This window comes from Luteipulveratus flavus (assembly GCF_029439465.1).
GTDB classification, from domain to species: Bacteria; Actinomycetota; Actinomycetes; order Actinomycetales; family Dermatophilaceae; genus Luteipulveratus; species Luteipulveratus flavus.
The window spans coordinates 42374-54687 of record NZ_JAROAV010000010.1; the positions used below are offsets into that span (position 1 = coordinate 42374).

Annotated in this window: 11 protein-coding genes; 3 read left to right on the forward strand and 8 right to left on the reverse strand. The window is 68.1% G+C overall.

Features of this window, described 5'->3' with window-relative positions:
• The 4 genes from P4R38_RS03300 to P4R38_RS03315 are packed head-to-tail and all read right to left on the reverse strand — an operon-like array spanning position 1 to position 4879.
• Positions 1-486: an NUDIX domain-containing protein gene (locus P4R38_RS03300; protein ID WP_277191037.1), complete on the reverse strand. Its 486-nt coding sequence runs from the start codon at positions 484-486 to the stop codon at positions 1-3.
• The gene (locus tag P4R38_RS03305; protein ID WP_277191038.1) at positions 483-1691 is read right to left on the reverse strand and encodes a CapA family protein; all 1209 of its coding nucleotides are present in this window, start codon (positions 1689-1691) and stop codon (positions 483-485) included. The genes P4R38_RS03300 and P4R38_RS03305 overlap by 4 nt, the downstream gene beginning before the upstream one ends.
• Position 1692: 1 nt before the next feature.
• Positions 1693-2883 carry a CapA family protein gene (locus tag P4R38_RS03310; RefSeq protein WP_277191039.1) on the reverse strand — a complete coding sequence of 397 codons (1191 nt, stop codon included), beginning with the start codon at positions 2881-2883 and terminating at the stop codon, positions 1693-1695.
• A gap of 10 nt (positions 2884-2893) precedes the next feature.
• Positions 2894-4879: a thioredoxin domain-containing protein gene (locus tag P4R38_RS03315; protein WP_277191040.1), complete on the reverse strand. Its 1986-nt coding sequence runs from the start codon at positions 4877-4879 to the stop codon at positions 2894-2896.
• A gap of 418 nt (positions 4880-5297) precedes the next feature.
• On the opposite strand from P4R38_RS03315, the gene P4R38_RS03320 reads away from it, so the two are divergent.
• The gene (locus P4R38_RS03320; protein ID WP_277191041.1) at positions 5298-6842 is read left to right on the forward strand and encodes a hypothetical protein; all 1545 of its coding nucleotides are present in this window, start codon (positions 5298-5300) and stop codon (positions 6840-6842) included.
• Between the two features lie 95 nt (positions 6843-6937).
• Positions 6938-8053, forward strand: a complete 1116-nt coding sequence (locus P4R38_RS03325; RefSeq protein ID WP_277191042.1) for a hypothetical protein — start codon at positions 6938-6940, stop codon at positions 8051-8053.
• Positions 8054-8208: 155 nt separating this feature from the next.
• Here the strand turns inward: P4R38_RS03325 and P4R38_RS03330 are convergent, their stop codons facing one another.
• The 4 genes from P4R38_RS03330 to P4R38_RS03345 all read right to left on the reverse strand — a co-directional run bounded on the left by P4R38_RS03330 (position 8209) and on the right by P4R38_RS03345 (position 11528).
• On the reverse strand, positions 8209-9102 hold the full coding sequence (locus tag P4R38_RS03330) for a DNA adenine methylase (protein WP_277191043.1): 894 nt from the start codon (positions 9100-9102) through the stop codon (positions 8209-8211).
• Positions 9103-9873: 771 nt separating this feature from the next.
• Positions 9874-10308, reverse strand: coding sequence for a GNAT family N-acetyltransferase (locus tag P4R38_RS03335; protein ID WP_277191044.1), 435 nt, complete (start codon positions 10306-10308; stop codon positions 9874-9876).
• A 2-nt stretch (positions 10309-10310) separates the two neighbouring features.
• Positions 10311-11003, reverse strand: a complete 693-nt coding sequence (locus P4R38_RS03340) for a formylglycine-generating enzyme family protein (RefSeq protein WP_277191045.1) — start codon at positions 11001-11003, stop codon at positions 10311-10313.
• A 42-nt stretch (positions 11004-11045) separates the two neighbouring features.
• Positions 11046-11528, reverse strand: a complete 483-nt coding sequence (locus P4R38_RS03345; RefSeq protein WP_277191046.1) for a YfbM family protein — start codon at positions 11526-11528, stop codon at positions 11046-11048.
• Between the two features lie 134 nt (positions 11529-11662).
• On the opposite strand from P4R38_RS03345, the gene P4R38_RS03350 reads away from it, so the two are divergent.
• Positions 11663-12313 carry a DJ-1/PfpI family protein gene (locus tag P4R38_RS03350; RefSeq protein WP_277191047.1) on the forward strand — a complete coding sequence of 217 codons (651 nt, stop codon included), beginning with the start codon at positions 11663-11665 and terminating at the stop codon, positions 12311-12313.
• Position 12314: the final 1 nt, after the last annotated feature.

Consider the following 12314-nt stretch of genomic DNA (forward strand, 5'->3'; position numbering starts at 1 on the left):
CTACTCGACGTAGGGCGTGCGGTCGCCCTCGACCCAGATCCGGGCACGGCGCAGCGCGAGGTGCTGGGTGGCGGCGATCTTCGCCCACGGGATGTCCTCCCACCCGAACCAGTGGGCCGCGCGGGACTCCTCACTGAGCCGCAGCTCGCCCGGCGCGAGCCGACCGATGAACGTCACCGCGACGACCTGTCGCACGTTGCCGTCCGGGTACGCGGCGATGCGCGTCGGGTTGGAGAAGATGCCCAGCAGGTGGTGCTCGGCCAGGGTCAGCCCGGTCTCCTCCCGCACCTCCCGGTGCAGGGCGGTGGTGACGGACTCGTCGTCGTCGACCCCGCCGCCGAACAGGCCCCAGACGTCGCTGTCCGCGCGGTGCTCCAGCAGCACCCGGTCGCCCGTGTGGTCCAGCAGGACGATCGGCGCGCCCAGCGCTCGCGGCACGTTCGGGGCGGGTGCGGTCGGGTCGTCGACGTGGAAGGTGGCGGTCACGGCTCCACCTTCGCATCGCACCCCGACCGCGACATCGCCGCCACGGTGCGGTGGTAGGACTCCGGGTGGGAGGTCGGCGTCGCGAGCACGACCCGGTGCCCGTGACCCCGGTCGACCCACGTCGGCCGGTACGTCAGGGACTGGCTGATGCGGCCGGCCCGGTCGCGCTCGAACCGCACGGTCGCGACGACGCCGTCCTGCGCGCCGACCGGTGAACCGACCGCCGTCCCCTGCGTGGAGAGGAAGTTACCGACGGAGTAGAGCACGTAGCGGCCGTTGATCTTCGCGCACGGCTGGATCAGGTGCGGGTGGGCGCCGATGATCAGGTCCACTGCCCCGGACCGCAGGAGAGCGTCGCCGATGGTCCGCTGGTCGGTCGTGACCGCCGGGTCGAACTGCGACCCCCAGTGCAACGAGACCACCACCAGGTCGGCGCCGTCGGCCTTCGCGCGCCGCGCGGAGGCGATGATCCCCTCGGCGCGCTGGGCGGCGTACAGGTTGTCCCGCATCCAGGGCGCGCCCGGGGGAGTGGTGCTGGTGTCCTCCTCGATGGAGTTCATCAGGCTGTAGCTGAGGGACAGGTGCGCCACCCGCAGCGGTGCGTCGTAACGGGCCGGCGCGCCGGAACCGGCCGCGGTGGCCGTCGGGCCGGCCGCCTGCAGGCCGTGGGCCGCGAGCACCTGCCGCGTCTCGCGGACGCCACGCAGGCCGGCGTCCCAGGTGTGGTTGTTGGCCGTGCTGCAGCCGTCGAAGCCGACATCGCGCAGGGTGCGGGCCAGCTCGTGCGGGGAGTTGAAGGTGTTCTTGCGGGTGAGGCGGGTGTTGTCGGCCGAGAGCGCGGTCTCCAGCTGGCAGATGCCGATCGTGGACCGCGCGATGGTCGGCTTCACGGCGGCGAACATCGCGTCGTAGCCGTACCCGTCGCCGGTCGCGGCGTCCTGGTTGACCGCCGCGTGAGGCAGCACGTCGCCGATGGCCGAGATCGTGATCGACGCGGGCGCCGCCGCGGTCGGGGACGGCGCGGGGCTCGTGGCCGAGGCGGTGGGCGGTCGGCTGACCGACGCGCGGGCAGGCTGCGTCGCGGACGTCCGGCTGCTGGAAGCGGCGCCGGCCGTGTCTGCCGGGGGAGCGGGCCCGTCGGGGGAGGAGCAGGCGGTCAACGCGCCGAGCAGAGCGGCGACCAGCGCGACCCGGGCACCTCGCACGTCAGCCGCCGTCGACCGGGGTGGCCTTGCAGGTCCCGAGCCTGTTCATCGTCGTGGTGGTCCGCTTGTACGACGTCGGGTTGGTCGACTCGCTGGACAGCCGGATGACGTGCTTGCCGGGGATGTCGACCATCGTCGGCTGGTAGGAGGCCCGCTGCGTCCATCGGCCGTCCTCGGACCGGGTGAACGTCAGCTCGGCGATGACCCCGTCGGCGTTGGTGTCGCTGAGCGTGCCGGCCTGGCCCTTGCCCTGGTTGGACAGGAAGTTGCCGAGGCCGAAGAACGCCGTCTTGCCGTTGACGGTCGTGCACGGCTGGACGAGGTGAGCGTGCGCGCCGAAGATGCCGTCGACGTACGGCGACTCCAGCAGGCTGGTGGCCAGCGACCGCTGGTCCTTGGTCGGCTGCGGGACGTACTCGGTGCCCCAGTGGATGCTCACGACGACCAGGTCCGCGCCGTCGTCCTTGGCCTTCTTGGCGTCGGCGATGATGCCGGCCGCGCCCCGGGCGGGCCACAGGTAGCGCTTCAGGTTCGGGGCGCCGGGCGGCAGGTCGGTGTTGGGGGAGGACTGGTTGAGGATCGTGTACGTGTAGCTGAGGTTGGCGATCCTCACGCCCTTCGCCTCGTACACCGCCGGCATCCCGGGGTCGCTCGCCGAGGTGGTCGGCCCGGCGACCTTCAGGCCGGCGGCGGTCAGCTGGTCGCGGGTCGAGGTGATGCCGCGGGCGCCCTGGTCCCAGGTGTGGTTGGACGCGGTCTCGCACCCGTCGAAGCCGGCGCCCTTGAGGTCGCGCGCGATCTCCTTCGGCACGTTGTAGACCAGCGAGCCGGGCCGGCTGAGGTTCTCGTTCGTGGAGGAGATCGGCGTCTCCTGGTGGCAGATCGACACGTCGGCGGCGCTCAGGACCGGCCGGACGTCGGCGAACATCGGCCCGAAGTCGTACTCGCCGCGGCCGGATGCCTTCGCGTTGGCCCGCGCGTTCTTCGCGACGGGGACATGGATGAGGATGTCGCCGGACCCCGTGACGGTGACGGTCGTCGGGCTCTTGGCGTCCGTGGAGCCGGACGCCTGCGAGGAGCCCGACGGCGCCTTCGGCCTCGGGTCCGGCTTCGCGCCTCCGTCGTCGCCGGTGGAGCACGCGACGAGGGCGGCCGTCACCACGGCCGCCAGGACAGGACCCCCCACACGCATAGGCGGCACCCTAGACGGTCGCCCTGACGCCGAGCGCTGACTTCACCTCATCGACATCCGTGCGCGGTGTGTCGCACACGAACCCTCGGCAGACGTACGCGGTGGGGCGGCCCTCCACGAGCGGTCTGGACGCCAGCAGGGGAATGCCGTCGGTGTCCTCGCGCCCGGCCAGCGTCACCAGACCGGGTGACGGGCTGAGCCACGCCAGGCGGCTCAGCGGACTCGGCTCGCCGTCCGTCGACACCGCCACCTGCACCGGGCCGGCCTCCAGCGCCTCGGCGGCGGCCAGCGTCCAGCCGGTGAAGCGGGGTTCCCGGCCGGCGAGTGCCGCGCTCGCCCCGACGGCCTCCTCGGCGGCGGCGCGGTAGCCCTCCGAACCGCTGAGCGCCGCCGCCGTGAGCAGGGCGTGAGCCAGGGAGCTCTGCCCGGACGGCTCGGCGTTGTCGCCGGGATCGCGGGGTCGGGCGAACAGGGCCTCGGCGTCGTCGGCAGTGTCGTGGAACCCGCCATCGTCGGCCCGGAAGCGCGCGAGCGCGGTGTCGAGCAGGTCGTACGCCGCACTCGCCCAGCGCGGGTCGGCGTCGACCTGGTGCAGGGTCAGCAGGGCCTGGGCGAGGTTGCCGTGGTCGTCTGCGACGGCGGGGCTCGCGCTGACCCGCCCGCCGAGGGAGGTGCGTCGGAGGCGACCGTCCACCAGGTGGGTGTCGAGCAGGTACCGGGCGCAGCGTCGGGCCGCCTCGACGAGGTCGGGTCGCTCCAGCAGCATGCCCACCTGGACCAGCCCGGTGATCGCGAGGCCGTTCCAGGACGTCACGACCTTGTCGTCGCGTGCCGGCTGGGGCCGTGTGTCACGGGCCTCGGCGAGCGTCCGCCGTACGCGCTCCCACCACGCCGGGTCGGACGGCTCCTCCCGCAGCTGGAGCGTGGAGGTGCCGTGCTCGAACGTGCCGCCGAGGGTGACCCGCAGCAGGTCTGCGGCGCGGGCACCGTCCTCCTCACCGAGGAGGTCGACCAGCTGAGCCGGCGTCCACGCGTACGTCGCCCCCTCGACGCCGTCGGTGTCGGCGTCCAGGGCCGAGGCGAACGCACCCTCGTCGGTGCCGAGGCGGCCGACGACGAAGTCCGCGGTCTCCAGCGCCACCCGACGAGCCAGGCCGGAGCCGGTGAGCCGCCACAGGTGGGCGTACACGCTCATCAGCTGGGCGTTGTCGTACAGCATCTTCTCGAAGTGCGGCACGATCCAGTCGGCGTCGACGCTGTACCGCGCGAACCCGCCGCCCAGCTGGTCGTACAGGCCACCGCGGGCCATCGCCTCGCAGGTCTCGTCGACCATGCGCAGCGAGCGTTCGTCGCCGGTACGGGCGTGCTGGCGCAGCAGGAACTCCAGCACCATCGACGGCGGGAACTTCGGCGCGCCACCGAATCCGCCTCGCTGCCAGTCGAACTGGCGCCCCAGCTGCTCGGCGGCGCGGTCGAGCACGTCCACGTCGAGGGCCGAACTGCCGGTCGGCACGGCGACCGCGCTCAGCTGGGCCGCGACGTTCGCGCCGCTCGCGACCACCTGGTCCCGTCGGTTCGTCCAGGCGTCCTGCGCCGCCGCGAGCAGCTGCAGCAGCTGCGCCTTCGGCAGGTAGGTGCCCGCGAAGAACGGGTCGCCCGACGGGGTGAGCAGGCAGGTCATCGGCCAGCCGCCCTGACCGGTCATGGCGAGCGTCGCGCGCATGTAGACGGCGTCGACGTCCGGCCGCTCCTCCCGGTCGACCTTGACGGAGACGAAGCCGTCCCGCAGCACCTGCGCGACCTGCTCGTCCTCGAACGAGTCGTGCGCCATCACGTGGCACCAGTGGCAGGCGGCGTACCCGACCGACAGGAACACAGGCACGTCGCGCTCACGCGCCTCGGCGAACGTCGCGTCGTCCCACTCCCGCCAGTCGACCGGGTTGTCGGCGTGCTGGCGAAGGTAGGGCGACAGGCTGTCGGCGAGTCGATTGGTCACATCGGATCCTCTCGTCCTCGTGCAGTCATATATGCGCGCATCTCTCTCGACCGTACGGGGAGTCGCTCGGAGTCGAGCGGCAGGAGGAGGCGTGCTTTGAAGAGGCGGCCCGGCTCGCATGCGAGGTCGTGGCCGCAGAAGCGGACAACTCGACCAGCGTCTTCAGCGGGCCGCGGACGTCGTCCAGGCTGTGGGGTGGCAAGCGAGACGGCCGCCAGGTGTCGGAGGGGTGACACCTCGGGTAGCTTCGTGGGCCGGACGCGGCGGAGCCAGGAAAGAGACCATCGCATAAAGCGAGGCTAAGCCCCGCTGGTCGCCTTAGTGCCTGTGTTGGCGCGGAGTGCGACGCGGGTCGTCGGCTTCGAAGTACTGCGGGGGCGATACGTTGACGTTCCGACCAAGCAGCGGAGGTGCAGTCTTGCAGTGGCCAATCGAGATGGCGGACCTGGGGCAACTTGTCTTGGATCCACTGAATGTTCGAGTCCGCGAGGGTCAGGGCGACGGTCTGACATCCATGGATGGCGTCCTTGCAGAGGAAAAGATCGCCGGGTACATGCTTGCTGAGGCGAAACTGCTTGATCTGATTCACAGCATCCTCCGGGATGGCTACCTCGACAATGAGATTCCTGTCGCGACGTCCGCAGGCGACGGCAAGGGGCTCATTGTCCTTGAAGGAAACAGGCGCATCACCGCGTTGAAGGTCATTCAGCGTCCAGAACTTCTTGGTCCAGAGGCGGCGAAGGTCGAGCGATTGAAGAGTCGCTACCCGGGAAACCCTGCGCCAACACAAATCCGGGTCATGCTCGCACCATCCCGTGCGGCAGCGCAGCCACTCCTCGCTCGCCTCCACATTGGCCAGGCGAAAGAGCCATGGATTCGCGAACAGCAAGCGATCTTCTTTCATTCTCAACTGTCCGATGATCTATCGGTGGACGATTTACGGATTATGTATCCGGCTGAAAAACCCGGAGAGATTCGGCGCCTGATCATGATGGGCGAGATGCGCGACATGATTCGCAGTCTCGACTTCCCAGATGACGCGCTGCGCGACTTCGTTCTCACCAGCAAACTGAAGATGACGGTCTTTGAGTACGTGTACCGACCGAAGAAACTCTCCTCGGCGCTCGGTCTCGACTTCAACCGCGACGGCTTGTTGCCGACAAAGAATGCCACCGGAGCGCAGCAGCGTGCCCTCCTATATGTGCTGGGACGGCTGGAGAGTGGCACCCTCAACACCCGATCCCCTGACCTGATCGCGAAGCATGAGGGCCCTCACGAGGCCTTTGTCGGCAGGCTTCGTCGGATCATGCACGGTGAGGATCCTGGCTCCGATGCGGCCGAGCCTGGGCCTGAGCCCGAGCGTCAGCGTGGCGCTGCCGCGCCGGGAGAAGGCGCGCGCGGATCGGGCTCCGCTGACGAGGGCGGTACGGGTGGCAAAGGAGCGTCGTCGGGGGGCAGTGAGGCCCACCCGAAGACGGATGAATCAGCGCCGGGGGCAACGCGCGGGCCGAATCGTGGGGACACGAAGTCGCGGCTGAATATGACTGGATTCGAGTACGCGGGTACGTCCGCGGGGGTGCGGCGACGCTTTGAAGAAGTCGGCCGGATCGACGTGCGCGATTTTCCAAACGCGACTCACGACCTACTACGAACCATCCTCGAATGTGCAATCAAGGATTTCTTTAAGGCCGAGGGAGATCCGTTCCCACCGAAGGCAACAATTGGGAATTGCATTGAGAAGCTGTCGCGCCACTTCCAGTCCAACTTCAGGATGACCGCGCTAATCAATGGCATTAACAGGAAGGGGCGAATGGGTTCCGAGCAGTACGCCGGAACCGCGGACGCGCTGAACGCAGCAAATCACGAGCCGGACCACTTCGTTGACGCAAGAGAAGTTCATGCGTCGTGGGAGAAGATCAAACCCATCGTCATCGAGATCATTGGGAAGAAGAGTGGGGCCTAGTGGCGTTTTGTCACAGGGTTCGCCGATGTCCGCAGTTTAGTTCGACCAGGCCTGGTGTGTTTCTGTGTAGTCGATTTCCAGGGGAGAAGAAGTAGATGTGGCGCCTTAAGAACTCTCGTGGCCAGTTCGATCATCAATACAGTCGCGCTGTTGATGCCGTTGCGGACAGAGACTGGCAAATCGTCGGTGGGCGCGACCCTGGCGCCAACTCCAATTCTCGGCTGATTGGTCGAGTGATGTCATCGATCGACTATTCAAACGAGACGGGGACGCTGCACTCTCGCGACATATACTGCGGTCTGCTCGCATCGTCTGATCCCCTTATCGAGTGCCACAAACCAACTAGTCGATCTGCTGTGATCGCTGTTGGTGATGGTTTCGTGCGTCTCATCCACTCAATTGCGCACGTTTGGGATAAGTTTCCTACGATCTATTCGGACGTGTCCCATCTCGTGGGCGAGGGTTGCAAGGAGGAGGCCAGGCGCTACCTTGGCTCATCTCGTGCATCGGCCGCCAGGTACGTTCTAAGGGACATTGACATCGATCTGTTCGACGCTGCTGCGGCGGAGGCCGACGCGCCCCATGATGCCGATCTATGGGGCGAAGGCGGGCTACAGTCGGGGGGAGTCGAGTCCATGCTCCTGTGGGCTATCGCTCACGAGATCGCACATCTCGTCGACCGCCCAAAGAGCGGGCGCATGGTATCGCGTTATTCGCGGTTACAAGAGGTGCTGCAATCCCAAAAAATCGACCTTTCGGAAGCGCCTCTCTGGAATAGTAGCCAAACGGACGAACTGATCGCCGACATGGGTGCAATGGATGTCGTCGCTGGATCTTCCGACCCTGCTGCGGAGCCAGGTCGCGTCCTGCCAGCCGCCCTTATCGCGACAACGGCGCTCGGTATTTTTGGGTGGGCGATTGACGGAGCATCCTACTCGCAGACTCATCCTTCTCCTTTCTACCGGACAGACATGCTCCTAGTTCATTGGCTGAATTGGGTGGAACGTGGTTCGCTTTTAGGAGAATTGAGGGACCGGGGATTTGATGAAACGCACCTGAAGCCCTTGGCCGCTGACCTTTCTCTAGCCTATGTATTCTCGAAGTGGATCGCCGGAAACTACCGCCTTGGTAGGGACGACTTAGCAATTATCTCCGACGCGGAAGAGGTGTGGCGCTGGATTTTCCGAGCGCAGCAGCTAGCTTTTCTTTGAAGTTGAAGTTGAAGTTGAAGTTGAAGTTGAAGTTGAAGTTGACGTTGAAGTTGAAATTGGGGCCAGGGGCAATGGACGTGAGTGTCATAAGCCTGCCACTCGCGGACCTCGGCGCGCTCGTGGGTGGCGTAGTTTTCCACCGGGTGTTGGCTTCGTCAGCGGTCGCTGAGGACAGCAGAGACGGGCTTCGACGCGATCATTAGTTCAGTAGCCTTCCCGGTGCGATTCGCGCTGTAACTCAACTCGTAGTCGCGGACATCATGGCTGCTGTAGATCTTCCGGATGAAGTCTGACGGGTCGTAGGTCAGCACCCAGTTTCCGTCACGCTTCGCGTCGAGAGCGTGGGCCAGATCGGCGTGGTCGCGGTGGGTGAACGCGTTCAGGTAGAGGCTGCCGCCCATCTCCACGTACGGCGGGTCGATGTACAGGAACGCGTCCTGGTCATCCAGGTACTGGCGGGCGACGGCCATGCCGTCCCGGCTTAGGACGGTGATGCGCGCCGCAAGATCGCCGATCGCTGCGACCCGTTCGACGAGCCGCGCACGGTTGTACCGGGCATCGATCTTGTAGTTGCCGGTCTGGTTGACGCCACCGATCGGTCCGGCGTTAAGGATTCCGGACCGGTTGGTCCGATTTAGGTAGAAGAACGCGAATCCCAAGGCGAGAGAGTCGGACTCGTCGGCCGCACGATATATCGCCTTCTGAGAGCGCCACTCTTCGACGTTCAGGGCCGTGTCGGTGATGCGCGCTGCGAACGCGTCCGGCTGCTGCACGACGGACTTCCAGAAGCAGTAGACAGCGGGATCGACGTCGTTGATGACGAGTTGCTGTACGCGGTCCTGGAGGAGGAGCGCGACGCCTGCTCCCACCCCGCCCGCGTAGGGCTCGACGTAGCGGGCGTTGTCGATCCCGAGGCGCTCGATCAGGTCGCCGAAGAACGTCGCCAAGGCGGCTTTGCCACCCGGGTACCGCAGTGGGCTGACGGCCGCCGTGCGTCCCGCCGCTCGGATGCTAAGCCTTCCTGAGCGCGCGTCGGTGATGGCGGTCATCGGGCGCCCCCCTCGGTGGGTCGTTGGGCCCGCTCCCGAGCACGGTAGGCCGCGATCCGGCAGGCCCCCGAGCAGTACCGCGCGCCCATGCGTGCATAGAACACATCGCCGCACCTGCCGCAGAAGTGGGACTTGCCCGCCCGCCGAAGTTGCTCGTGCCGCAGCCCATGCACGCGGGCCGCTAGATCCGCTTCGGAGACTTTGGTCAGGTCAGTCATGTAACGAATCTATCTGTTACAGAGTGGGTGCGGCGCGTGGCGTCCCGGCGTGTTGTGGTTTGCATACGTAGCGGACCCGAGTCGCGCCGGGATAGGAAGCGGAAGTCAGGTGCGAGAGCGGGCAGCGCCATGGGTGGCGGACTTAGCCGCACTGTCGGGATCTTGCCGAACGCCGCGTCACCCGCGCTGCCTCCGTGACTGTGGTGCGGACTGGAGTGGCGCTGCTGCCATGATCTGAACCGGCGCCGGCGGACCTTTGGTCCCTCGCCGGGGGGGGGAGGTCACCGGACAGTAGGCCAAGCGGCCATGTCTTGCTCCTCGACGAGTCTCTGCCGATCAGGGCGCTCGATTGTCCTCGGCGGCTACTCCTGGCCGCTGCGCCGGTGGCCAACGCTCCACACCTGATTAGCGATGCACCGGGTTGTCGGCGTGCTGGCGAAGGTAGGGCGACAGGCTGTCGGCGAGTCGGTTGGCCACGGGGGGTCCTCTCGGCGGTGGACGTCGTCGTCCTCACGACCGTACGGCGCGGGCCCTGCCCGGAGAAGAGCGCCGGTCAGGAAGGCAGGTGCAGGTCGACGAACGGGACGGTGTCACCGGGGAGCACGTACCGGTCGTGCTCGACGAAGCCGTGAGCGAGCGCGAAGGCGAGGCCGTCGCCGTTCGAGGCGAGCACGACCGTCTCGATCCGTCGGGCGCCGAGCGCGTGGGCCACGGCCAGCTCCGCACGCAGGTACGCACCGCCGAGCCCGCGGCGGCGGTACCCGGGCAGCACCCGGACGATCACCGTGGCCACCCCGTCGGCCGTCGGCGGCCGCACGGTGGCGTTGCCGACGAGGACGCCGTCGGCGTACGCGAGCGTCAGGTGGTTGCGGCCGGCGCGCTCGACGACCTCGGCCCGGCTCAGCGGTGCCGTCGGGATGATCCGGTTGTGGATGGCTCGCCAGTCCTTCACGAGCGCGTCGGTCAGCGGGACGATCTCCAGTCGCACGGTCAGTCCTTCGAGGTCGCGACGCGGAACCCGACGTCGTCGATGCGGTACGTCGGGTGGCTGCGCCGTCGTACGCCGGCCCGGACGCTCCAGTGCGGGTCCGACCAGCCGCCGCCGCGCAGCACCCGGTAGCTGCCGTAGACGTCCGGGTCGTACAGGTCCCAGCACCACTCCCAGACATTGCCGAGCATGTCGTGCAACCCCCACGGGTTCGGGACGCGTGTCCCGACAGGATGGATCCGATCCCCGGAATTGCCCTCGTACCAGGCGATCTCGTCGATGTCGCCGTACCGGGGGCCGACCGTCCCGGCCCGGCACGCGTGCTCCCACTCGGCCTCGGTCGGAAGCCGGTAGCCGAGCGATCCGGGCACCGGCACCACGCCGCCGGGCCCGGCCGCGAGGTCGTACGCGGGCGTGACGCCCTCCTGCTCGGACAGCGCGTTGCAGAACGCCACTGCGTCCTCCCACGACACGCTCTCGACCGGCAGGCCGTCACCGGTCGCGACGCTGGGCGGGTGCCCGGTGACGGCGGCGTACTGCTCCTGGGTGACCGCCGTGGTGCCCAGCCGGAACGGGGCGACGTCGACGTCCCAGCGCTCTTGCGTACGCCGGTCGTGCAGCTGCACGCGGCCGCTCGGGACGATCACGGTCGGGACAGCGGCTGCGGCGCGAGAGGTGGTCGACCGGTCCGTCATGACCGGCACGCTAGCGAGGCCACGACGCGCGGCGGGAGCGGGTCAGGTGATCGCCTGGACGACCGCACACCGCCGCTCCGCCGCGTGGGCGTAGAGCGCCTTGAGCAGCGTGAAGTGGAACGCGAGGTACTCCTCGAAGACGTCGTCCTCGTCCCAGATGTCGGGGTAGATCTCGGCCTCGGAAAGGCGCTGCGGGTCGTAGCGGGCCCGGAGCCACGGCACGTCGATGGGTGCGAGGGCCGCGGCGACCTCCGCGACGCGATCCGCCTCCAGGACGCGCGCCGGCCCGTACCCGGTGTCCTCACCGACCCCGACGCCGCCCATGATCGCGTCGGCGAGCACGTCATCGGTGGGCGCGTCGTCGCCGGCGAGCAGCCAGTGCAGGGCGTGCCAGGCCTTGTCCAGGTCGACGACCGCCGGTGGCTCGCCGCCCGACTCGCGCAGCTGCCAGAGGTACTCAGGACTCGTCCGCAGCCGCGCGAGCTCGGCGGCGGACACCGCTCGTCCTTCCCAGATCATTCCCATGCGCCTGATCATGGTGGGCCGCGCTGACACCCCGCCCGGCGCAGGTCCGATTCGTTGGGGTTCGTGTCCTTGCCTCGCCTGCGCGCCGGCCGTCACGCTGAGTGCCGTTCCGCCCGCTCGTCCGAGGAGTCGCCGTGCCTGATGTCGTCATCCCGCTGTACGAGGGCTTCACCGCCCTGGACGTCGTGGGCCCGTACCAGATGCTCGCGCTGACGCCGGGAGTACGCGTGACGCTGGCGGCCGAGGGCGCCGGTGCGGTGACCGACGACGTCGGCTCGCTCGCGCTCGTCGCGACCGCCGCACTGGAGGACATCGTGCAGACCGATGTCGTCGTGATGCCCGGTGGTCCCGGCACCGAGCAGGCCCTCCGCGGCCCGATACCGCTGTGGCTCAAGCAGATCCACGCTCGAACCACCTGGACGACGTCCGTGTGCTCGGGCTCGCTGATCCTGGGTGCAGCGGGTCTCCTCGACGGGCTGGAGGCCACCACCCACTACCGCGTCGCGGACCTGCTGCCGATGTTCGGCGCGACGTACGTGCCGGAACGGGTCGTGGAGCACCCGGAGGCGCGCGTGATCACCTCGGCCGGCGTCTCCAGCGGGATCGACATGGGCCTGCGTCTCGTCGAGCTGCTGACCGACCGTCTCACGGCCGAGGCCGTCCAGCTCTGGACCGAGTACGACCCGCAGCCGCCCTTCGACAGCGGCTCACCCGCCCGCGCCCGGGCCGAGGTTCGTCAGCGAGCCGACGAGTACGAGGCCGCCGCCCGCCGTACGGGCGGCTGAC